Source organism: Mesorhizobium sp. BR1-1-3 (assembly GCF_020165455.1).
Taxonomy (GTDB): Bacteria; Pseudomonadota; Alphaproteobacteria; order Rhizobiales; family Rhizobiaceae; genus Mesorhizobium; species Mesorhizobium ciceri.
The window spans coordinates 525,724-547,745 of record NZ_JAIUIC010000002.1 but is presented as its reverse complement, the minus strand read 5'-3'; the positions used below and the strand labels follow the sequence as shown (position 1 = coordinate 547,745).

Annotated in this window: 17 protein-coding genes and 1 pseudogene; 5 read left to right on the top strand and 13 right to left on the bottom strand. The window is 61.1% G+C overall.

The window, feature by feature from the left end; genetic code table 11:
* Positions 1-85 precede the first annotated feature (85 nt).
* From LB559_RS06860 to hpaR, 4 genes and pseudogenes are all read right to left on the bottom strand, one after another.
* A pseudogene (locus tag LB559_RS06860) lies at positions 86-606 on the bottom strand (ArdC-like ssDNA-binding domain-containing protein); the annotation flags it as partial.
* Positions 607-768: 162 nt separating this feature from the next.
* Entirely contained in the window at positions 769-2,766 is a 1,998-nt protein-coding gene (gene ligD / locus LB559_RS06855) for a DNA ligase D (RefSeq protein ID WP_224673602.1), read from the bottom strand.
* 370 nt (positions 2,767-3,136) lie between these two features.
* Positions 3,137-3,598: a hypothetical protein gene (locus tag LB559_RS06850; protein ID WP_126070413.1), complete on the bottom strand. Its 462-nt coding sequence runs from the start codon at positions 3,596-3,598 to the stop codon at positions 3,137-3,139.
* Between the two features lie 218 nt (positions 3,599-3,816).
* Positions 3,817-4,272 (bottom strand): homoprotocatechuate degradation operon regulator HpaR, encoded by a 456-nt coding sequence (gene hpaR, locus LB559_RS06845; RefSeq protein ID WP_126070414.1) that lies wholly within the window; start codon positions 4,270-4,272, stop codon positions 3,817-3,819.
* Positions 4,273-4,410: 138 nt separating this feature from the next.
* Here hpaR and LB559_RS06840 point away from each other — a divergent pair, with 138 nt between their 5' ends.
* The 5 genes from LB559_RS06840 to hpaH are packed head-to-tail and all read left to right on the top strand — an operon-like array spanning position 4,411 to position 9,071.
* Entirely contained in the window at positions 4,411-4,818 is a 408-nt protein-coding gene (locus tag LB559_RS06840; RefSeq protein WP_407067897.1) for a 5-carboxymethyl-2-hydroxymuconate Delta-isomerase, read from the top strand.
* A gap of 30 nt (positions 4,819-4,848) precedes the next feature.
* Positions 4,849-6,363 (top strand): 5-carboxymethyl-2-hydroxymuconate semialdehyde dehydrogenase, encoded by a 1,515-nt coding sequence (gene hpaE / locus LB559_RS06835; protein WP_126070415.1) that lies wholly within the window; start codon positions 4,849-4,851, stop codon positions 6,361-6,363.
* Positions 6,364-6,377: 14 nt separating this feature from the next.
* Positions 6,378-7,358: a 3,4-dihydroxyphenylacetate 2,3-dioxygenase gene (gene hpaD / locus LB559_RS06830; protein ID WP_126070416.1), complete on the top strand. Its 981-nt coding sequence runs from the start codon at positions 6,378-6,380 to the stop codon at positions 7,356-7,358.
* Positions 7,359-7,392: 34 nt separating this feature from the next.
* Entirely contained in the window at positions 7,393-8,271 is an 879-nt protein-coding gene (locus LB559_RS06825; protein ID WP_126070417.1) for a fumarylacetoacetate hydrolase family protein, read from the top strand.
* A complete protein-coding gene (gene hpaH / locus LB559_RS06820; protein WP_126070418.1) occupies positions 8,268-9,071 on the top strand; it encodes a 2-oxo-hept-4-ene-1,7-dioate hydratase in 804 nt (267 codons plus the stop codon). Before LB559_RS06825 ends, hpaH begins: the two co-directional genes overlap by 4 nt.
* 530 nt (positions 9,072-9,601) lie before the next feature.
* On the opposite strand, the gene LB559_RS06815 is transcribed toward hpaH, so the two are convergent.
* The 9 genes from LB559_RS06815 to LB559_RS06775 are packed head-to-tail and all read right to left on the bottom strand — an operon-like array spanning position 9,602 to position 21,668.
* On the bottom strand, positions 9,602-10,720 hold the full coding sequence (locus tag LB559_RS06815; RefSeq protein WP_224673601.1) for an ABC transporter ATP-binding protein: 1,119 nt from the start codon (positions 10,718-10,720) through the stop codon (positions 9,602-9,604).
* Complete coding sequence (locus LB559_RS06810; protein WP_126070419.1) at positions 10,720-12,186, bottom strand: NAD-dependent succinate-semialdehyde dehydrogenase; 1,467 nt, start codon at positions 12,184-12,186, stop codon at positions 10,720-10,722. Before LB559_RS06810 ends, LB559_RS06815 begins: the two co-directional genes overlap by 1 nt.
* Positions 12,183-13,847, bottom strand: a complete 1,665-nt coding sequence (locus LB559_RS06805) for an FAD-dependent oxidoreductase (RefSeq protein WP_135867216.1) — start codon at positions 13,845-13,847, stop codon at positions 12,183-12,185. The genes LB559_RS06810 and LB559_RS06805 overlap by 4 nt, the downstream gene beginning before the upstream one ends.
* A 30-nt stretch (positions 13,848-13,877) precedes the next feature.
* Positions 13,878-14,705, bottom strand: coding sequence for an ABC transporter permease (locus LB559_RS06800; RefSeq protein ID WP_126071185.1), 828 nt, complete (start codon positions 14,703-14,705; stop codon positions 13,878-13,880).
* A gap of 2 nt (positions 14,706-14,707) precedes the next feature.
* Positions 14,708-15,919, bottom strand: coding sequence for an ABC transporter permease (locus LB559_RS06795; protein ID WP_126070421.1), 1,212 nt, complete (start codon positions 15,917-15,919; stop codon positions 14,708-14,710).
* A 60-nt stretch (positions 15,920-15,979) separates the two neighbouring features.
* On the bottom strand, positions 15,980-17,029 hold the full coding sequence (locus LB559_RS06790) for an ABC transporter substrate-binding protein (RefSeq protein ID WP_126070422.1): 1,050 nt from the start codon (positions 17,027-17,029) through the stop codon (positions 15,980-15,982).
* Between the two features lie 42 nt (positions 17,030-17,071).
* A complete protein-coding gene (locus tag LB559_RS06785) occupies positions 17,072-18,757 on the bottom strand; it encodes a thiamine pyrophosphate-requiring protein (protein WP_126070423.1) in 1,686 nt (561 codons plus the stop codon).
* Positions 18,754-20,283, bottom strand: coding sequence for an aldehyde dehydrogenase family protein (locus LB559_RS06780; protein ID WP_126070424.1), 1,530 nt, complete (start codon positions 20,281-20,283; stop codon positions 18,754-18,756). The genes LB559_RS06785 and LB559_RS06780 overlap by 4 nt, the downstream gene beginning before the upstream one ends.
* A complete protein-coding gene (locus tag LB559_RS06775) occupies positions 20,283-21,668 on the bottom strand; it encodes an aminotransferase class III-fold pyridoxal phosphate-dependent enzyme (protein ID WP_126070425.1) in 1,386 nt (461 codons plus the stop codon). Before LB559_RS06775 ends, LB559_RS06780 begins: the two co-directional genes overlap by 1 nt.
* Between the last annotated feature and the right edge of the window lie 354 nt (positions 21,669-22,022).

Sequence of the window (22,022 nt, the reverse complement as noted above, 5' to 3'; positions counted from 1 at the left end):
CATTTAGGACTTGCGATAAGTGCAGTGAAAACTTAACAATATTGAGAAGTATTTACTTTTCCGACGAAAGTCGCGTAACCTATCTTATGGAACTTGCTAAGCGATAGGCCTCGACTGCCGGCTCGATCAGCCCGGGCTCTGGTGCAGGCGGAGCCACGGCCAGATCGTCGGGCAGATTTTCACATTGCGCCACGTGAACACGATGAAGCGCTTCAGGAACGGTATGGCCTGTGCCGCCTCGCCGGTTTCCCGCGCGCGATTCTTCGCGTCGTCAGGGATGAAGCGGTCAGCATAGACGACGGTGGTGCCGTGTTCGCCCTTGCGGACATGGCCGCCCAGCAATAGCGCCTGGCGGAAAGTCAGCCAGCCCTGGATGGGAAAGCCATGCTCGACGACCGCACCCCACAGGATCAGCACGTTGATCCCGGAATAGGCGCGGCCTGTCGCGGCATTGGCCGGCATAGCAAGGGGCGCTTGCGCCGCCGCCGTGCCCCAGGGCTGCACCCAGGGAAAGCGCCCTGCTTCCAGTTCGGCGATGATCTTGCTGGTGATATCGTCATAGAGGCTTGACCGGTCAGCGCCGGCGCGAGCGTAATGTCTGGACATCGCGGTTCTCCGCGACGGGCGCCGGAGGCCTCTCCTCCAGCTCTCAACCCGTCACGGCAAACTGGTCCGTACTCTCACTATAGACGGCGTTGCGGGGGCCTCCCGCAGAAGAGGGACGCTCTCGAATTTTGGGCAAAGGCGGTCCGCGCCAAATGCTTATTCCTACCGGACTGCGTGGCGGATGCGCTCGGTAAGCGTTTGTTCGACGTCGAAATAGCCTTCCCAGGCTTCCGGCAGCTGAGCCCGCGCGGCGGCGGCGAAAACATCGAAACCGTTGGCGCTTTCGCAGGAGGGCAACTCCTCCCAGCTGACGGGCACCGCACACCCCGCCCCCTCGCGTGCCCGAGTGGACCAGGGACAGATTGCAGTGGATCCCTGGCCGTTGCGTAGGTAATCGAGAAACATCCGGCCCTTGCGCTTGGCCTTGCTCATGTTGGCGACGAAGCGCGACGGATCTGTACGGGCCAGCAGTTCGGCGAAGTCTTGGCAGAAGCTCTTGACCTCGTCCCAGTCTGCCTCCGGGACGAGCGGCACGACCACATGAACGCCCTTGCCGCCGGACAGCAACGGCCACGACTGCAGTCCAAGCGCTTCCAGGATGCCCCGAACGTCGAGGGCTGCCTGCTTGACGGCAGTGAAGCCCAAGCCCTCGTCGGGGTCGATGTCGAAGATCATGCGGTGTGGCAGATCCGGCTGCTGGCGCAGGCTTCCCCAGATGTGGAATTCGAGCACGTTCATCTGGACGCCTGCGATCAGCCCAGCCAGGTCATCGATCCACAAGATCCGGCTTTCCTTCCCAGACATCTTCTCCAACTGGCCGTCATGGATGGCCTTGGGCATGCCTGGCAGTCTGTGTTTCTGAAAAAAGGTCTGTTGCAGGTCGCCGTCGGTATCGCGCACCAGCGACAGCGGCCGATCCTGTATGTGCGGCAGCATCTTCTCGGCGACCACGGCGTAGTAGGCGGCAAGCGTGGCCTTGGTCACCTTGGTCCCGGGATACATGACCTTGTCCGGATGCGTCAGCTTGACGCCGACAGCAACGGCGATCTCCTTGCCGATTCCCGGATCGAGATTGGGGGAGCCAAGAGTTGCCGGCGCCTTCGGCATTTCCATCACTACCTGGTCGGCTCGCTTATCTTCGCGCATGCCCTCAAAGCTTGGATGTCGCAAGCTGCCGTCCGGTGTCACTTCGGCATAGGTGACTTCGGCGACAAGCTCGGGCTTCACCCACCGGGCACGGCGGGCAATGTCTCTCGGAACGGAGGCGAAAGCCGGTTTCTCAAGATGGCGTTTCTCGAGCTTCGCGAGGATGTCCTTGCGCATAGCTGCGGTGAACCCAGTGCCGACGCGGCCGCGATAGATGAGCTTGCCATTGTCGTAAGTGCCGAGGATCAGCGAGGCCATGCCATGTCCTGTGTCACTTGGGCGATAGCCGCCGACAACGAATTCCTGTCGCTTCGTGCACTTGATCTTGAGCCAACTCCCGGTGCGGTCGCCGACGTAGGAGCTGTCGGCGCGCTTGGCGATAACGCCTTCGTGGCCGCCCGCGCACATGGCGTCGAACACCCTTTTGCCCTGGTCGAGGATGTGGCTGGAGAATTGCAGGCTGTCTTCAGGGCGGCGCGACCCTAGCAGGGACTCAAGTCGCTCCTTGCGCTCAAGGAGCGGCTGGTTCGACAGATCTTCGCCATCGAATTCAAGCAGATCAAAGGCATAGAATTTGAGCGGCATACCCGCGGCAATGCCGGTTTTCAGCATGGAGAAGTTCGTGCGGCCCTGGCTGTCGATGGCGACGATCTCACCGTCGATCAGCACCGCGCCCTTGGTCAGTCTCCGAAGCGGCGGCAGGATGACCTTGAACTGTCGGGTCCAGTCGTGGCCATTGCGGGTATAGACGACGACGTTCGAGCCGGAGATGGCGACTTGGGCACGATAGCCGTCGAACTTCATCTCGAAGAGCCAATCCCCGCCGACCGGTATGTGGTCTGTCAATGTGCAGAGCTGGAAGGACCGAAATCCCGGCAGCGGATATCTAGGGATAGATTCCGAGTCTCGGTGCCGTGTGCGCCTTTTGCTTATGCCGAGGGTGCCATCTACAGCCGACATGCGGAACTCGGATACATAGTCCGATTCAATACCCTGCCTGGGATTCGGTTCCATGTCCAAGCATCTCCGCGCCGGCGACCGTCGGCGCTCTAAGGAAGAACGGCGTATACGCCGCAGTCCTGCGCGCGTCCGCACCGCGGATCATTGTCGCACGTAGGACGGAGGAAATTCGCCCCCGCCGCGGGCGGTGAACGGGCCAGCCGTAGGAGCGTCAGCATAGCGCCGGCCGCAGGACGGGATGCGGGACCGACTGTCCCCGCCCGCGGTGGTCCGCATGTTTTGCGTCGAAGCCGACCGGCGGAGACCGCTCGCATTCCCGGTTCTCGACAGTCCGGCCGCTGATCGGCGACGATGCGATAGGATTGTCCAACCAGTGCCGAGTGGGCCTGGACGAATTCGATGAGGTCTTGCATCCGTTCGCCCCTCAATTGCGTGGCAGCTTGTGAATTTCCAGCCTGACAGGCCCTCCCCTGTCACAACTCGTGCAGAAGAGCGCTCGCTCGACCGAACTGAACAGAGCGCCTTTTCCATAGCGTTCGATGAGCCCGGCAGGCTTTACCGTCGCATGGTGCGAACAGGATCTGCACCAGGCCCGCAACACATGCCATTCGCGAAGATCGCCGAGCGCCACGTCGAGGCCCGCATGAACGCTACCATCAATGATGGCCTGCGGTGGGATCTTGACCTCGCCTGGTGTCAGGATTTTCTCCATCACATGCCGACTGTTGTAGTGGATCAGCAACATGCCTGGCCGGCGCCGGATGGCAGCTTGCCAGGCTGCCTGACTCACCGTTGAATCGGGGGAACGCGAAATGGTTTCGGATAGGGCCTGCTCCTCTCGATCCCATACCTCGATCCGAAAATTGTCTTCCGCTGTTTTTGCCATAGCTTCGCCGGCCAGCGCGATTGACGCCGAGCCATGGTCCTTTTCTGCTTCAGATCACGCTGAAATAAGGAACATATTCCTCCCCCGTCAAGGGGCATGCTTGACTCTTTGTTCTCTTTTTGTTCACTATTGGCGGAAATGGCCATAGGAGGCAGAGGCGGCATTGCTCTATGTCAGTCGCAACTGCTTGCTGCCGACTGCACTGGTAGCTTCGGTGGTTAAGAGGATTCCGATTGGATCAGGCTTTCTAGCAGATCAAGCAGCCGGTCCTGCTGCTGGGCACCGTAGCGTTGCTCGATCGCCTCATAGATCGCGGCACGCTCAGGCGACAGGTCCTCGATCAGTGCCAGCCCGGCCGGACTGATGGCGATCAGTGCCCGACGCCCATCATCCTTTACCCTGTTGCGGGTGATGAACTGCCGCTCCTCCATCGCCTTGATGATGCGGGTCAAGCTAGGCGGCAAGATCGAGGCTCGATTGGCGAGTTCGGTTGCTTCGAGCGGCCCGGTTTCGGCAAGCACCCGCAGCACGCGCCATTGCTGCTCGGTGATGTCGTGTCGGGCAAGCATCGGTCGAAAGTGCGCCATGATCACTTCACGGGCACGAAGCAGGGCCATTGGCAGGGAGCGTTTGGTTTCCGTTATTCGCAAGGAAGACTCCACGAAGGCGCGCATGAGCCCATTGGCAATCACCCGCGAACTCACAGCCAAGTTAGGATGTCGAGCGCACGGGAAAGGATGTTGACCCAACTGCAAAGCAATTGACAATACATCAACAAAATGTAATACGCACGTTAATTAAAGACAGCGTATATGTCCGACTGGAGCGACAGCTTGCCGCACATGGTGATCGACTATTCGGCGAATCTCGACGCCAGGGTCGACATGACGGAGCTCTGCGCTTTGGTCTCGCGGACAATCCTCGAAACCGGTCTGTTCGAGCCGGGCGCGGTCAGGGTGCGCGCCTTTCGCGCTGATGCTTATGCCATCGCCGACCGTCTGCCCGAGAACGGTTTCATCGACCTGAACTTCCGCATCGGCAAGGGCCGCACTGACGAAGAGAAGAAACGCACCGGCGAAGCGATCTTCGCGGCAGTGTCCGAGCATCTCGCTTCATTGTTCACGACGCCGCATTTCGCGCTGTCGCTGGAGATCCGCGAGATCGACGCCGAACTGAGCTGGAAGAAGAATGCCATCCACCCGCGCCTGCGAGGCAAGTGACAGGGCGTGGCAAGTGACAGGAAAGACCTCATGGCTCTAGACGACAATCTGAAGAAGGCCGAGGCCTATCTCGACCGCTTCAAAAAGGGCGGCGTGCTCAACCAGATCGGCGGCGAGGCGGTACCCGCTGCCGACGGCTCGATCTATGAGACGATCTCGCCGATCGACCTGAAGCCGATCGCCACCGTTGCGCGCGGCAAGGCAGCCGATATCGACCGCGCCGCCAAGGCGGCGAAGGCGGCCTTTCGCGACTGGGCGGCGCTTGCCGGCGACGCCCGCAAGAAACTCCTGCACAAGATTGCCGACGCCATCGTCGCACGCGCCGAGGAGATCGCCTTTGTCGAGTGCATGGACACCGGCCAGTCGCTGAAGTTCATGGCCAAGGCAGCGTTGCGTGGTGCCGAGAACTTCCGCTTCTACGCAGATCGCGCGCCCGAAGCGCGCGATGGCCGCACGATCCGCGCGCCGAACCAGGTCAACATGACCACGCGCGTGCCGATCGGCCCGGTCGGCGTCATCACGCCATGGAATACGCCCTTCATGCTTTCGACGTGGAAGATCGCGCCGGCACTCGCCGCTGGCTGCACCATCGTCCACAAGCCGGCGGAACTGTCACCACTGACGGCGCGGCTGCTGGTCGAGATCGCCGAGCAAGCCGGCCTGCCCAAGGGCGTCTGGAACCTCGTCAACGGTTTTGGCGAGGATGCCGGCAAGGCGCTGACCGAACACCCTGACATCAAGGCGATCGGCTTCGTCGGCGAAAGCCGCACCGGCTCGATGATCATGAAGCAAGGCGCCGATACGCTGAAGCGCGTGCATTTCGAGCTTGGCGGCAAGAACCCGGTCATCGTCTTTGCCGACGCCGATCTGGAGCGCGCCGCCGACGCCGCCGTCTTCATGATCTACTCGCTGAACGGCGAGCGCTGCACCTCGTCTTCGCGCCTGCTGGTCGAGGAAAGCGTCTATGACAAGTTCACCGCGCTGGTGGCGGAGAAGGCAAGGCGCATCAAGATAGGCCATCCGCTCGACCCGGAAACCGTGGTCGGTCCGCTGATCCATCCGGTGCATGAGGAAAAGGTGTTGTCCTATATCGAGATCGGCAAGTCGGAAGGCGCCATCGTCGCTGCCGGCGGCGGCAAGTTCGATGGTCCTGGCGGCGGCTGCTATGTCAGCCCGACGCTGTTCACCGGCGCCAACAACCGCATGCGTATCGCCCAGGAAGAGATTTTTGGACCGGTGCTGACCGCCATCCCGTTCAAGGACGAGGCCGAGGCGCTGGCGCTGGCCAACGACACGCAGTACGGCCTGACCGGCTATCTCTGGACCTCGGACGTCACCCGCGCCTTCCGCTTCACCGACGCGCTCGACGCCGGCATGATCTGGGTCAACTCAGAAAATGTGCGCCATCTGCCGACGCCGTTCGGCGGCGTCAAGAGTTCGGGCATCGGTCGCGACGGCGGTGACTGGTCGTTCGATTTCTACATGGAAACCAAGAACATCGCGTTCGCGACCGCGCCACACTCGATCCAGAAGCTCGGCGGCTGACCGGAGACATCAAGATGCCCTTGCCCACACCCAACCTCTACCCGGCCTTCAACATCGTGCGGCTGAGCCATGTCGAACTGGCAGTGACCGACCTCGCAAAATCACGCGCCTTCTATGTCGACACGCTCGGCCTGCAGGTGACCGACGAGAGCAAGGACGCGATCTATCTGCGCGCGCTGGAAGAGCGCGGCCACCATTGCATCGTGCTGCGGAAGGCTGCCAAGCCGGAAGCCCGCGACCTCGGCTTCAAGCTGTTCTCCGACGAGGATCTCGACAAGGCCGAGCACTTCTTGAGAGGCAAAGGCCTGCCGGTGGAATGGGTCGAGCGGCCGTACCAGTCACGGACCTTCCGCACCCGCGACCCGCACGGCATTCCGCTGGAGTTCTACTCGAAGATGGAGCGGCTGCCGCCGATTCACCAGAAATACGCGCTCTACAAGGGCGTCAAGCCGTTGCGCATCGACCACTTCAACTGCTTCTCGCCCAACGTCGATGAATCGGTGGCGTTCTACAACGAGCTCGGCTTTCGTGTCACCGAGTACACCGAGGATGCCAGCAGTGGAAAACTGTGGGCGGCGTGGACGCACCGCAAGGGTGGCGTCCACGACATCGCCTTCACCAACGGTGTCGGACCGCGCCTGCACCACCTCGCCTTCTGGGTGCCGACCCCGCTCAACATCATCGATCTGCTCGACCTGATGGCGACGACCGGCTACCTCGCAAACATCGAGCGCGGTCCCGGCCGGCACGGCATTTCCAACGCCTTCTTCCTCTACATCCGCGATCCCGACAATCACCGCATCGAGATCTATTGTTCGGACTACCAGACGGTCGATCCCGATCTGGAGCCGATCAAGTGGGACCTCAAGGATCCGCAGCGGCAGACGCTGTGGGGCGCTCCGGCGCCCAAAAGCTGGTTCGAGGAAGGCAGCGTCTTTGCCGGTATCGAGCCGCGCCAGCCCGATCTCTCTGCCTCGCCGATCATCGCGCCATGACGATGGCTGGAACAGGCGTGATGGGGAAATCAGCATGACGGCACAGGCACGGCTCGCCACCTTCACCGTCGGCGGCAAGAAGCGCTACGGCGCGATCACCGGCAAGGGCGTCGTCGACCTGTCGGCGCGCCACAGCCAGTGGCCGACGCTACGCGAAGTGATAGAGGCCGGCGCCTTGCAGCATCTGGCGGAAGAGGCGGAAGCCTTTGCTGCCGACTTTTCCCTCGACGACATCGCCTACGACATTCCGGTCCCCTCCCCGGAAAAGATCATCTGCGTCGGCGTCAATTTTCCCGACCGCAACGAAGAGTACAAGGACGGCCAGGCAGCCCCCTCCAACCCGTCGCTGTTCATCCGCTTCCCGCGCTCCTTCGTCGGCCATGGCGCGCCGTTGGTACGGCCGCCAGAATCGCCGCAGCTCGATTATGAGGGTGAGATCGTCATCGTCATCGGCAAGGCCGGACGGCGGATCGCCGAGACGGAAGCGCTGAACCACATCGCGGCGCTGTCGTTGTGCAATGAAGGCACCATCCGCGACTGGGTCCGCCACGCCAAGTTCAATGTCACCCAGGGCAAGAATTTCGACCGCACCGGCGCCATTGGCCCCTGGCTGGTGCCATACACCGACGAGGCGCAGATCGCCGACATCGCGCTGACCACCCGCGTCAATGGCGAGTTGCGGCAGCAGGACCGCACCAGCCGCATGATCTTTTCGTTCCGCAAGATCATCAACTACGTCTCGACCTTCACCACGCTGGTGCCCGGCGACGTCATCGTCACCGGCACGCCGACCGGTGCCGGCGCCCGTTTCGAGCCGCCGATCTGGCTGAAGCCGGGCGATGTCATCGAGGTCGAGGCCGACGGCATTGGCCTGCTGCGCAACGGCGTCGTCGACGAAGGGACAGCGCAATGATCCCCGAGCAAGTCGAGGACGCCGCCACGCGGCTGTACGAGGCCGAACGCAACCGTCGCCAGATCAGGCTGCTCAGCCTCGATTTTCCCGATGCGACGATGGATGACGCCTACCTGGTGCAGGCAGCACTGGTGAAGCGGAAGGTCGCGTCAGGCCTGACAATCAAAGGCTGGAAGATCGGCCTGACCTCCAAGGCCATGCAATCGGCGCTCGCCATCGACATTCCCGATTCCGGCGTGCTGTTCGACGACATGTTCTTCGACGACGGCGGCATCGTTCCCGGCGACCGCTTCATCCAGCCGCGCATCGAGGCCGAGATCGCCTTCGTTATGAAGGCGCCGCTGGCAGGCCCTGACGTATCGATCGACGACGTGTTCGACGCCACCGACTACATCACGCCTGCCCTTGAAATCCTCGACACCCGCATCGAGCGCATCAACAAGGAGACCGGCAAGGTCAGGACCTTCTTCGACACCATCTCCGACAATGCCGCCAATGCCGGCATCGTCATTGGCGGCCGCGCAGCCGGGCCGCGCGAAGCCGATTTGCGCTGGATCGGTGCCATCGTCTCGCGCAATGGCGAGGTCGAGGAAACCGGCCTTGGCGCCGGCGTGCTCGATCATCCGGCCAAAGGCATCGTCTGGCTGGCCAACCGGCTGCACCAATACGGCATGCAGATCGCTGCTGGACAGGTCGTGCTGTCAGGCTCGTTCGTGCGCCCGGTCGAAGCCCGCCACGGCGACAGCATCGTCGCCGATTTCGGCCCTCATGGAACAATCCGCATCGCGTTCGCCCGCTAGAGCGGCGCTTGAAACAGACTCGCTGTGCCTCGTCACTTCAGCCTATGAGCAAGCTTCAGTCGGTCGAACTCGTCCGCACCGGCCGCATTAGCAAGGCCAAAGCCGAGATGGTGCGGACCGCCCTCACCTTAAGAAGTGGCAAACGACATATGAGACGAATGGTCGATGGTCCGCGCGTCTGGGCCGTGAGGCCGCCAATCGGCAAAAGCCAAGATCGCACTCGCCCGAAAGCTCGCGGTCATCCTTCGTCGCATCTGGGCGACCACGTCAGGCAGAATGGCTCCGAATGACGCGTATTTGCCGCCAATCGCCGCATGAACGGACGGAGATCGTTCGGAGTCCCAGCACCTGGACTTGAATATGGCCGATCGTGAACGAGCGAGAGAAATTGAAGCCCGGACAAAGTGCGGACTTCCTGGGCGCACGCCTTGCATCCGATACGCGTGTCTCTACCCGTGCTTTGATTAAATGCTGGGGAGACATTGCTGTTAGTCGAAGCGAAGAACGACGGTAGCTTGCTGACAGAGACCTCACCGAAAGGCGCGGCAGTCTTTTGGGTCCCAGCCTATCTTCACATCAACGCCAGGCCGCAGTGGCAGGTCGGATCTTGCGTTGACTGTCTTAATGATGAAGGTCTCCGAGCCCGCCGCGTGAACTTTCACCCGAATATGGTCGCCGTGATAAATCGTATCGAGCACCTTGCCATCGAATTGGTTCATCGGGTCTGGAAAGTCATGGCCCAATAGACAGCGTTCCGGGCGGACCGAAATTATCACGCCATCGCCTGGCGCGAGAGACTCATCGGCGACTGCACGCACAACGCCACCGCCTGACAAGGCAACATCGTACAGTCCGTCCTTGCCGGACTTGGCGACCTTCCCTGTCAGTGTATTGTTCTCACCAATGAACCGGGCGACGAACGCGTTGGCGGGACGTTCATAGAGGTCCTGCGGTGTCGAAAGCTGCTGGATGATGCCATCGTTGAACACGGCTATCCGGTCCGACATGGTCAGGGCTTCGGATTGGTCGTGGGTCACGTAGATCATTGTGATGCCGAGACGGTCATGCAGCGCCTTGATTTCGTATTGCATCTGCTCTCGCAAATGCTTGTCCAACGCGCCCAGCGGTTCATCCATCAGAACCACTGTCGGCTCGAAGATGAGTGCCCGCGCTAGCGCGACGCGCTGCTGCTGGCCGCCGGAAAGCTGCGAGGGGCGTCGCCCTGCGAAATTGGGCAGCTCAACCATATCGAGCGCGCGTTTGACCCGGTTGGCGATGTCGGCCTTGGCGACGCGGCGCACCTCAAGGGGAAAGGCGAGATTCTGTGCCACGGTCATGTGCGGGAACAGTGCATAGCTCTGGAACACCATGCCGATGCCGCGCTCATGCGGCGGCGTCTGGGTCACTGGCCGTCCGTCCAGCAGGATTTCTCCTGAGGTGGCATCCTGAAAGCCAGCAAGCATCATCAGGGTGGTCGTCTTGCCGGAGCCCGACGGGCCGAGCAAGGTGAGGAATTCGCCCCTGAGTACGTCGAGGTTGAGGTTTTTGACGACGAGGCCAAGGCCTCCATACGATTTCTGTACATTGATGAACCGGACCAGTGCGGTCTCGTCATGGGCTCGCGCGGGATTTGCCGACAAGTCGCTCATCATATCTGGCTCACGAATTTGCTGACGAGACAGGTCTCAAGGCCTTCGACACCGTTTTCGGCCCCGTGTCCGCTGTCCTTAATGCCCAGAAACGGCGTCTCGGGAAAGGAAATGGTAAAGCTGTTGATCCCGACCATCCCCGTTTCGAGCCCGCTGGAAAATGCCTTCGCCGCGTCTGCGGTCGCGCCGAAACCATAGCTGGCCAGACCGTAGGGAAGCCGATTGGCCTGCTTGATTCCACTTTCGATCGAGTCGATCGGATTGATCAGAGCCACGGGGCCAAACGGTTCCTCATTCATGACACGCGCATGTTCTGATACATCGCACAACACCGTCGGTGAAAAGAAGTAACCGGGGCTGTTACGCCGATGGCCGCCGGCACGCAGGTTAGCGCCGTGCTTTTCGGCATCGGCCACGAGTTCATCCAGCGCAGACCCGCGTCTCGAATGGGCAAGAGGTCCCATGGCCGTATCTTCCAGGAAGCCATCGCCGACCACAACGCCATCCGCAATGGCAGCGAAGCGTTCGACAAACTCAACATAGATCGCCTTGTGGACATAAAAGCGGGTCGGCGACACGCACACTTGGCCGGCATTGCGATATTTCGCCATCGCTGAAAGCCGCACGACGGCATCGATGTCGACATCACGGTCGACAATGACCGAACCGTGGCCGCCGAGTTCCATCGTTGTCCGCTTCATGCCTGCGGCGCAGAGCGCCATCAGATGTTTTCCGACGGGCACCGAACCGGTGAACGATACCTTGCGTATGATCGGGGAGGCGATCAGATACGATGAAATCTCGGCAGGTATACCGAACAGCATGGATATCACGCCCTTGGGAATCCCTGCATCGTCGAGCGCCTGGACGATCGACATGGCACTGGCTGGCGCTTCTTCGGGTGGTTTGAGAATGCACGAGCAACCCGCGGCCAATGCCGCGCCGAGCTTTCTGGCCGGATTAACGGCTGGAAAATTCCAGGGCGCGATCGCCAGCACCGGGCCGACTGGTTCCTTGACCACGAATTGCTGCATCCCTTCGATGCGCGAGGGTATGATCCTGCCGTAAGCCCGGCGCCCCTCCTCGGCAAACCATTCCAGAGTCTGCGCAGCGGCTTCCGCCTCGATACGGGCCTCGGCCAGAGGTTTGCCTTCTTCGAGCGTGATCAGACGCGCGATGCTCTCACCCCTTTCCCGAACGATTGCGGCCGCGCGGCGGATGATATCGGAACGGTCAAGGGGCGAACGTCTCCGCCATAGCTCGAAGCCGGTTGCCGCCGCCGCTAGAGCGGCGTCCATGTCGTCCTGAGTTGCCACGGGCAGGTTGCCAAGAACGGCCTCGGTCGCGGGATTGAAGACCGGTATTGACTCACGATCGCCTCGCTCATGCCATTCGCCGCCGATCAGCAAGCGCAGATCGGGATAGGATTGAACCGCTGAAACGGTCCTCTGAGGGTTGTTGGTCATGCTGCCTCGTGCTGTATGGCCATTCCGCAAATAAGCTGGATAAGACCGAGCGGATCAGTCGGTGCGGTATCACCCCGCCAGGCGACATGCTGGTCGGGCCGCGAGAGGACCAAGGCCTTGTCGTAGACGCCAGCAGCGTCCTCCGCCGTGACATCGAGCAACCGGACAGGAACAGCGATCGCGTCCGCTGCGGCCAAGAATGTGGTCACGTCAATCGAAGGATCAAAGCGAAGCAGCGTGTAATCGGGACCCATCGCGTCGTAGAGCGAGCGGCCATCGTCGAGCCAGACGTGAGGGGTCCGGCAGCCCGGAACCGTGGACGGTGTGAAGTCGGCCATGCCGTAGGCAGGTGGTTTTTCTCCGTCATAGGCGATGATGGGGGATTGGTCATAAAAATAGCCAAAGTTCAGCCCGCCGCAGCAATATTGCTGAACGTTGAGGTCATAGGCGAGTTTGCCAAGCGCGGCTCTTGCTCGCTGGCCCTCGGCGTCGTCATCATCGATGTTGTCAGGAACGTCGCCGCGTTGCTTCGACAACGCCAGCGCATGGTTCATCGCAAAATGCGACACCTGCTCGGTGATGGGCAGCCGCTCTTTCTCATGGGCGTCGACAATGGATGCCGGCGCCCAGCCGTTCAGGTGAGCGGCGAGCAGCCAGGCGAGGTTTGCAGCGTCGGCGATGCCGGCATTCATGCCGTACCCGGCCATCGGCACCCATAGATGGGCCGCGTCGCCGCAGATAAAGACGCGCCTGTCGCGGAACTTGTCGGCTACCAGGCGCCGACCGATCCAGTCTTCCTTGCTAAGAATTTCGTAAGCGAAATCAGGACCGACGCCGAGGATGGTTCGCAACGCCCAGTCGCGGTCGATGGCTTCAAAGTCTTCCTCGCCCGGCCTGAGATAGTTGTGAACCAGCCACTTCTCCTTGCCGTCGATCGCATAGACATTGCCGGAACGCTGCGGGTTGAGGGAGAATGTCGCCCAAGCGGGCTTCAGGTTGCTGAGCGACAGCAGCGACGGCGCTCTGATATAAGTGGACTGGACGCGCTGCACGACCGCCGTACCGGAAAGCTTGGCGCCAATCGCCTTACGCACGCCGGAACGCGAGCCATCGCAGCCAACCATATAGCGAGCGCGAATGGAGATGGTCTCGCCCGTATCGAGCAGCCGCCCCGTTGCCTGAACGCCATCGTCATCCTGGGTGAAATCATTGATCTGGACACGGTTGAGCAAGGAGAGATTCGGCATCGCCGCGGCATGGGCGAACAGCACCGGTTCGATATAGATTTGGTTGATCCGGTGCGGCGGCTCCGGCGTCGGCCACCATGTGTCAGGGCCGCCGGTCGCCGTATAGCGGTCCTTCCGGCACGGAATTTCGATGCGCGACAATTCCTTGCCGGTGAAGCTCACTCGGTAGGAAATGTCGTTGGAATAGTCGGCCGGCAAGCCGGTTTGCCGCAGCTTTCCGGCAACGCCCAAGCGGCGGAAAATCTCCATCGAACGAGCTGCTATGTGATTGCATTTGACACTCGGCGGCTCCCCCTCATGCCGCATTTCCACCAACAGCGTCTCCACCCCGCGCGACGCGAGATCCATGCCGAGGGTGAGGCCGACCGGGCCGCCGCCGACGACAAGCACCTGTGTTTCTATCGTTCGTGTCATTGCGAATGAATACCTATGGGATTGAAGTGATCAGGCGATCTTCGCCGCCAGACGCTGGCTGCGGCGCTGCAGCATCAGGATCACAGCCATTAAAGCGACCGAAATCAGGATCATCAGCGAGGCAGCCGCCGTGATCGTAAGGCGAAAGCCGTCGACACTGGCGGTGAGCATCTGGCGCGGCAGGGTGCGCTGTTCGGGTCCGGCCATGAACAGCGCGATGACGACGTCATCGAACGAAGCGGAAAATGCAAACAGTGCGCCGCTGACCACGCCCGGAAGAATGAGTGGCAAGGTGATCCTGCGGAAGATGAGCAGGGGCGGCGCGCCGAGGCTGGCACCGGCACGCAGATAATCCGGATTGAATCCAGAAAGACTGGCCGAGACCGTCACGATGACGAAGGGCACCGCGATCGCCGTATGCGCCAGAATGAGGCCGATGTAGGTGTTGTTGAGCAGGAACGGTGCCGACGCGTAGTAGACAGAAACGCCGGTGATGATGACCGGCACCATCATGGGCGAGATCAGCAGTCCGACCAGCAGGCTCTTGCCGCGGAATGTCGCTTTCCACAGGCCGAAGGCCGCTGGCACGCCCAGAGCCATGGCAAGCGCCGTCGCACACGCGCCGACCAGCAATGAGTTGAAAAGAGAGCGTATCCAGAAGGGTGAGGTGAACAGATCCTGATACCAGCGCAAGCTCAACCCATCGAGGGGGAAGCGAAAGAAGCTGCCGGAGTTGAAGGACAGCGGCAGGAAAATCAGGATCGGGGCGACAAGAAATATGCAGGCGAGCGTGGCTACGACAGGAACTCCCCATCGGCAGGCAATCTGCAGTGGCGTGGCCCGGATGCCGTGTGCCATGGTCAGACCACCCCGACTGTTTTGCCGCCAGCAATCGAGCGATAGACGCTGGACAGCAGCACGATTGCTACAAGGAGTATCAGCGAGAGAGCTGCAGCCAGCCCCCAATTGGAACTCTTCGTCACGTAAAAGGCGATGATCGGCGCGATCGTCTGGTCGTTCGGATTGCCGAGCAGCACCGGCGTAATATAGGCGCCGAGAGCCTGGATGAAGACGAGAAGGCAGCCGGACACCACGCCAGGCATAACCAGGGGCAGGTAGACGCGGCGAAACACCGTGAACGGCTTGGCACCCAGCGAGGATGCCGCCCTCAGATAGCCGTCGGGGAATGCTTTCATGACGCTGAAGATGGCAAGGACCATGAACGGCAGCAGAATGTGCGTCATTCCGACATAGACTGCCATACGGTTAAACATGAGGTCGAACGGCGCGCCACCTGCACCGAGCCCCGCAAGCACGGCGTTGACGATGCCCTCGCGTTGCAGGAGGACGGTCCAGGACAGGGTTCGCACGAGTATGGATGTCCACAGCGGCAGGAGAATAAAGATCATCAGAAATCCGGCCCGCCGTGGCGGTGAGCTGGCTATGAAATAGGCGAGCGGGAAGCCGACGATCAGGCAGATGAGTGTCACCCAGGCGGCCATGACCACCGTACGGACAAGCATGCCGGCGAAAAGCGCCTTGTCAGGCGCCACCTTGGCGATAGCGCCCTGATCGGTGCGCTTCAAGTCGAGCGCGGCAAGTAGGTTGGCGTCCGTCAGCGGACCGCCGGCGCGCTTGATTGCCGCCCACGTCGCGATCTGGCCCCACCGCGCGTCGATGGCGACGAAGTCCGGCCCCGTCAGCGTAGCGGGCTCGGCCGACACGGCGGTGACCGTCTTGAACAGAAGTGACCGGAAACCCGGCAGATCCGAATTGATGCGGACGGCTGCCTTGGCCAGTGTTTCCGGAGCGGTGGTTTTTAGGTCGTGCTGCAAGCCGGCGAATGCTGGGCTGTCCGGCAGCGAACTTCCGTCGAACTCGCCAAGAGCGGCAATCGTGCGCGGAAGTGCCTGCCGGGCCAGCGGATCCGAAACGCTCTGCCACAGCGTCGCCGCTATCGGCACGAAGAACGTGACGAGCAGGAAAAGGAACAGCGGCGCGACCAGGATAAGGGCCTGCGCGTTCCCGAGCCGCCTGAGAGGGGCCGCTATCTTTGCGAGGTTGGTAAACATGAAACCGAACATGCACACAGTATGGGCACCCTGTGGAGGCGCCCATACTGTGTCATTCTATCATTGGCCGATGAGGGTCGTCATGCGCTGGTTCAGCGCATCGTAATTGTCCAGCCAGAAGCTTGCATTGGACTGGATCGCCGTCTTGATGTTGTCAGGATTGGCCGACAACAACGGCAGCACTTCCGGCTTGACCAAGGGCAGAGCATCGGTGTTCGGAACCGAGATCCCCATCTTGGATGCCAGTTGCGCCTGTCTCTCCGCTTCGGTCGCGAAATTCAGGAAGCTATAGGCCGTATCGAGATTCTTCGCCCCCTTCGGGATCGCCCAGTAGTCGATGTGGCGGATCGAATTGTTGTTGACGACCTTGTTCTTAAGCCCTTCGCCGAGATTGGTGGCGTTGATACCGCTGTCGTAGGTGGCAATGAACACCGCCTCGCCGCTTGCCAGAAACTGCCGCGACTGTCCCGGATTGGTCCACCAGATGATGTTGGGCATCAGTTCCTTGACCTTGGCGAAGGCGCGATCTTGGCCTTCCGGCGTGGCGAGCGTCTTGTAGACGTCGGCCGGCGCAACTCCATCGGCAAGCAGCGCTGCCTCCAGCGTATCGCGTGGGTCGCGATAGAGAGATCTCTTGCCAGGCCATTTTTTGACGTTCCAGAAGTCGGCCCAATTTTGAGGTGCTTCTGAGGTCTTGGCGGGATCGTAGGCGATCGACATGTTGTAGAGGACCTCACCAAGGCCGCAATCGAGCTTGGCATCCGGGATCAGCTTGGCGGCTTCCTTGATCTTGCTATAGTCGATTTTTTCGAAGAGCCCTTCCTGGCATCCCTGGATCACCTCGACATCTTCCGCGGCAACAACGTCCCACGTGTTGTTGCCCCCTTCGATGCGGGTGCGGATGACGCCGATGCCATAGTCACGGCTGTCTTCCACCAGCTTCACGCCAGTGGCCGCGAAGGGGCTGAAATAGAGCTCCCGGACCATGTCCTGAACGAGACCGCCGAAGTTGGCGACGGTGATCTGCTTTTCTTGAGCACTGACACTTAGGGCGGTGGCTGTGACCAGAGCGGCGCCGAGACACAGTGCCTTGATGTGAGATTTGAACATTTTTTAGTCCTCCGTTTTGTTGAGTATTCCCCGGTTTTATGTTCAGGCAACCAACACGTTGAGGACGGCCTGACGTCCCTCCTGCTCTACGGCATGCAGGGCACGGCGAAGCGCTGCCGGCAGGTCTTTCGCCTGCTCGACCCGCTCGCCGTAGCCGCCGGATGCTTCGACGATCTTTTCATATTCGGGACTTGGCTCGAGATACGTGAAGACCGCATTTCTGTTCAATCTGGTTTCGCTGTCCGGGTAGACGGACAGCGTGGCGCGCCGAACTGCTGCCCACATGCTGTTGTTCATTATGATGGTCAGCGTCGGCAATTGATTTGCCCGGGAAACGAAATGGGCAGGGGTCGGGTTGCCAAACATGTAGGCGCCGTCGCCAACCAGGCTGATGACGCGTCTTTCCGGCGCGGTCAGTTTTATTCCGAGAGCCGCGCCGAGTGCCCAGCCAAGACCGCCGGAGCTTGGCGCGCCAAAATAGCCCCCACCGCCATCGAGTGCGAGAAGCTCAGTCGGGAATGCCGTCTCGGCGAGAATGGTGTCGCCTTCCCCCGACACGTCGGCCAGGCAACGTGCCACTTGAGCATAGCTTGGCAGTTCGACGTCGGCTACGGCTCGTTCTCTCAGGGTCCTGAACGCAGTCCGCTTGGTATCGAGCCAGGCAATCCTTTCCTCGACCACATCTGCCTCGGCGTGGCTTGCGGCCTGGATCAAACGCATGGCTGTGGCGACATCGCCATCGATCGCCAGGTCGGCCTGAAATCCACGCACGGGATACCGCGAGAAGTTCGGATCGAAGGCCAGGTGGATCACGCGCGTCCTGGCACCAGGACTGTGATGCAGGGGAATCCACGGCACGTCGCAGGACGCAACGATGATCAGGTCGGCTTCCTCAACCAAGGGCCCGGGTTCGAAACCAACGAAGCTTGCATTATCAATATCAAGCGGCATGAAGCGCGGGCGGTGCGCCGCCACCGCAATCGAGTGGGCTCCGGCAAAGGCCGCCAATGCTTGGCGTTCGCGCGCCTCACGACCAAGCGCGCCGGTCACGATGAGTGGACGCCTCGCTTCAGCCAGCCATTTTGCAGCAATGTTGATGGCGTTCTCGTCAGGAGCGGGCGGCGCCACCTGTGGTGAAGTCCGTGCCGGTTCAACAGACACGGGTTCGCCAAAGGTCTCGCGCGGCAAGGTGAGATAGACCGGACCACGTGGATGGGCCGTGGCAATGCTTATCGCCCGGTCGACGACAAGGTCGGTTTGATCTGCCCGACGTAGCTCATAGTCCCATTTGACGACCTCGCGAACCATGGCGCCCTGGTCGAACATCTCCTGAGCCCAGTGGATGAAAGCGTTGCGCGATGCCAGGGAACCCGTTTCGGTGATCGGGTTGCGGCCGGCACAAAGGATGAGCGGCACCTGTTCGCGAGAGGCGTTGATGAGCCCGCAGATTGCGTTAGCCGTCCCGACATTGACGTGCACCATGACCGCTTGCGGATTGCCAGTGGCAAGATAGGCGCCGTGCGCCATGGCCACCGCAAGATTTTCGTGCGGCACGGTGATCGGTCGAGGAAGGGCGGATGGCTGGGGATGCGTCGCATAGGCCTCGATGATCGCGGCAAAATCCGTTCCTGCATTGCCGAACAGGTAGTCGACTCCACGCCGCTTCAATGCTTCGAGAAAGGCCGTGGCTGCAGTCGTCGCTTTCACCGGTTGCGTGGCGACGATCATACGACGGCTCCGACAGCGCGGGCAGAACGGCGAATGAGCGTCGCCTTGATATCCGTGAACTTGTCGAAGGCGTGCAGCGAGCGATCGCGACCGAAGCCGGACTCCTTGAAGCCACCGAACGGCATTTCGATGTTCACGCCTCCGGCGGCGTTGACGAAGACGCTGCCGGCATGCAGGCGCTCGCTGGCGTGGAGTGCCTTGTCTATGTCACGTGTCCAGACAGCGGCACCAAGGCCGTAGCGTGTGCCATTGGCGATCGCGATGGCTTCATCGAGCGACGTGAAAGACATTACGGCGAGCACCGGCCCGAACACTTCCTCCTGCGCCAGCTTCGAGGCGGGTTCGACACCGACGGCAATCGTCGGTCCAATAAAGCAGCCCTCGGAAGGCCGTTGCGCCTTGCGTCCATCAAGCATCAGGCTCACGCCCTCCTGTCCCTCGGCAACAGCGATTGCCCGGGTAATGCCATCGAGCTGCCGAGCGTTGACCACCGGGCCGAGATCATTGCCTAGATGAAGCGGGGATCCGGTCTTCAGCGTTGCGGCGATTTCCGTGATGCGCTTGACGAAGTCATCGTGAATGGCGGCATCAACCAGGAGGCGGGACGGTGCATTGCAGATTTGTCCCTGGTTGCGAAAGATAGCGCGAGCGGCGGTCTGGGCGGCCTCTTCCAGATCCGGTGCGTCGGCCAGCACGATGTTGGCGGTCTTGCCGCCACATTCGAGACTGACCCGCTTGAGATTGCTTTCGCCTGCGTAGCGTAGAATCCGTCCGCCCACCCGGCCCGACCCGGTGAAAGCGATCGCGTCGACGTCGGGATGGAGTGCAAGCGCGCGACCTGCTTTGTCGCCGCGCCCGGTCACTACATTGAAAACGCCGTCCGGTACCCCTGCTTCACTGGCAAGTTCGGCGAGCCGGATGATCGCCAGCGAGGCGTCTTCGGCTGGTTTCAGGACTACGGAATTGCCACTGGCCAGCGCCGGACCCAACTTCCAGGCTGCGATCATCAACGGGAAGTTCCATGGAACGATGACGCCGACGACTCCGAGCGCGATCTTGGCGACGAGCCCGGTCTCGCGATCCGAGATCGGCAGCATCTCATCGCTGAGCTTGTCGAGCGCCTCGGCATACCAGCGGATGGTGCCGGCAGCTTCGCCGGCATCCATATGGATGGCCATCCCGACCGGCATGCCCATGTCTCTGGATTGCAGAACACCCAGTTCGAATTGATGCTGGGCGATCAGATCGGCGAACCCCAGGAGGATTTTCTTGCGTTCGCGCCGACCGAGCCCGACCCAGCGCCGGCCCGCGAAGGCCCGCCGCGCCGACTCAACCGCGACATCGATATCGGCCGCGTCGCCTTCGGGAAAATCGGTAAGTCTCAGTCCGTCGATTGGCGAAATGCTGTCCATGCGCTGGCCGCTAATGGCCTCACAGGACTTTCCGTCCACGAATGACATGGCCGGCGAAAGGGACTTGGCGGCTTCCGCATTGATGCGTTGTTGAAAATCGGGGTTCGTGTTCATCAAGCGGCTTTCTGGACCCGCTCTACGGCGGCAACTGCCTGACCGATCGTCTCGACGATAGTCGTGACCTGCTCGGCGTTGATCGTCAGTGGCGGCGACAGGATAACCTTGCTGGCCATGACCCGAACGATGACGCCCTTGGTGAGGCAGGTCTCGGCAAAAACCCTCATCTCTGGATCAGCAGGCCCGAAAGACTTCTTGGTATCCTTGTCGCGCGCCAGTTCCACGCCCACCATCAACCCGCGGCCGCGCACATCACCGATGATCGTCGACTGCTCTGCAACGGCCTTGAGCCCGTCCATGAGCTCAACTCCCCGCGCGGCTGCGTTTTCAGAAAGCTTTTCACGCACCACGATGTCCAGCACCGCGGTCGCCGTCGCACAGGCCAGCGCGTGGCCAGAATAGGTATAGCCATGCATGATCGGTGCGGGATTGGCCGGGTTATCCCACGCCGCCGCGACTTTGGCGCTGACCATTGTTGCGCCCAGGGGAATGTAGCCTGCCGTGATGCCCTTGGCGAAACACATGATGTCGGGCTTTACGCCCCAGAGCCGACATCCGAACATCTCGCCAGTGCGACCGAAGCCGGTGACGATCTCGTCGGCGATCAAAAGCACACCATGACGATCGCAGATATCGCGCAGCAACGGCCAGTAGTTCTCTGGGGGGACAATTACGCCCCCGGCACCTTGGATCGGTTCGGCGATCACGGCCGCCACGGTATGGGCGCCCTGATAGACGATTTCACGCTCCAACTGCTCTGCACAGATCCGTCCCAGTTCCTGCGGGTCGGTCGTCCACTGGTTGCGGTACAGGAATGGACTGTCGACCTGAAAGAAACCAGGCATCAGCGGCTCGAAAGCCTGCCGGAACGGCGGATTGCCGCCGGCCGACAATCCGCCGAAATGGACGCCGTGATAGCCGTATTTCAACGAGAAGAACTTCGTGCGTTCCGGCTGCCCGGTCAGCTTATGATATTGGCGCGCGAGCTTGAGCGCGGTCTCGACTGCGTCCGAGCCGCCGGATGAAAATAACACCTTGGCCATTTGCTCGGCCGCGAGCATTTCACTCAGACGCGTCGACAGTTCGATCTGCGGCGGGTTCGAGGTCTTGCCGAAGGTTGTGTAGTAGGCGATGCGGTCGAGTTGCTCGACGATTGCGTGTTTCACTTCCTCACGCCCATGGCCGATGTTGACGTTCCAGAGACCGCCGACCGCATCGAGATAGGACCGTCCGTCGATGTCCTCGACGAACACGCCCTTGCCCTTGCTGATGATTAACGGCGCCGACCTGGCCGTCTCCTGAGGCGAAATCATCGGATGCAGAATGTGCCGCGCGTTGTTGGCCTTGATGAAGGCAGCATAGTTTTTGAAATCCGGGCTCATCGCATTCTGTCTCGTTTCAAATAAATCAACACCGGTGTCGATATCGATACGCTATGGTCAAAAGCAGTTCGTGTCAACAAAGCTGGCGGGGGATCGAGCCCACTTTGTCGGGCGCGTTGCCACGGGCTCGGCTTAGGGGCTGCGCTGTTATCTGGCGAAATCCCAAACCGTCATGCGAACGGCGTTCGTGCCGGCTGAACGCCTGAAGTTTTCCCTAAACAATTGCATGATTTACATTCTGCGCGCGAGACGTCATTGATAATAAGTCAACGCTGTATCAACAGGAGTTCACACCATCACCGGCGTAGTGCGCCAACGCATCGGCGGCCGCGAGCATTCTCTCGCGAAATCAAC

Excerpts from the sequence above, each read along its gene's own strand:
- ligD (WP_224673602.1), bottom strand. The coding sequence starts at position 2,766 with ATGGAACCGAATCCCAGGCAGGGTATTGAATCGGACTATGTATCCGAG.
- LB559_RS06850 (WP_126070413.1), bottom strand. The coding sequence starts at position 3,598 with ATGGCAAAAACAGCGGAAGACAATTTTCGGATCGAGGTATGGGATCGA.
- hpaR (WP_126070414.1), bottom strand. The coding sequence starts at position 4,272 with ATGCGCGCCTTCGTGGAGTCTTCCTTGCGAATAACGGAAACCAAACGC.
- LB559_RS06840 (WP_407067897.1), top strand. The coding sequence starts at position 4,411 with ATGTCCGACTGGAGCGACAGCTTGCCGCACATGGTGATCGACTATTCG.
- hpaE (WP_126070415.1), top strand. The coding sequence starts at position 4,849 with ATGGCTCTAGACGACAATCTGAAGAAGGCCGAGGCCTATCTCGACCGC.
- hpaD (WP_126070416.1), top strand. The coding sequence starts at position 6,378 with ATGCCCTTGCCCACACCCAACCTCTACCCGGCCTTCAACATCGTGCGG.
- LB559_RS06825 (WP_126070417.1), top strand. The coding sequence starts at position 7,393 with ATGACGGCACAGGCACGGCTCGCCACCTTCACCGTCGGCGGCAAGAAG.
- hpaH (WP_126070418.1), top strand. The coding sequence starts at position 8,268 with ATGATCCCCGAGCAAGTCGAGGACGCCGCCACGCGGCTGTACGAGGCC.
- LB559_RS06815 (WP_224673601.1), bottom strand. The coding sequence starts at position 10,720 with ATGAGCGACTTGTCGGCAAATCCCGCGCGAGCCCATGACGAGACCGCA.
- LB559_RS06810 (WP_126070419.1), bottom strand. The coding sequence starts at position 12,186 with ATGACCAACAACCCTCAGAGGACCGTTTCAGCGGTTCAATCCTATCCC.
- LB559_RS06805 (WP_135867216.1), bottom strand. The coding sequence starts at position 13,847 with ATGACACGAACGATAGAAACACAGGTGCTTGTCGTCGGCGGCGGCCCG.
- LB559_RS06800 (WP_126071185.1), bottom strand. The coding sequence starts at position 14,705 with ATGGCACACGGCATCCGGGCCACGCCACTGCAGATTGCCTGCCGATGG.
- LB559_RS06795 (WP_126070421.1), bottom strand. The coding sequence starts at position 15,919 with ATGTTTACCAACCTCGCAAAGATAGCGGCCCCTCTCAGGCGGCTCGGG.
- LB559_RS06790 (WP_126070422.1), bottom strand. The coding sequence starts at position 17,029 with ATGTTCAAATCTCACATCAAGGCACTGTGTCTCGGCGCCGCTCTGGTC.
- LB559_RS06785 (WP_126070423.1), bottom strand. The coding sequence starts at position 18,757 with ATGATCGTCGCCACGCAACCGGTGAAAGCGACGACTGCAGCCACGGCC.
- LB559_RS06780 (WP_126070424.1), bottom strand. The coding sequence starts at position 20,283 with ATGAACACGAACCCCGATTTTCAACAACGCATCAATGCGGAAGCCGCC.
- LB559_RS06775 (WP_126070425.1), bottom strand. The coding sequence starts at position 21,668 with ATGAGCCCGGATTTCAAAAACTATGCTGCCTTCATCAAGGCCAACAAC.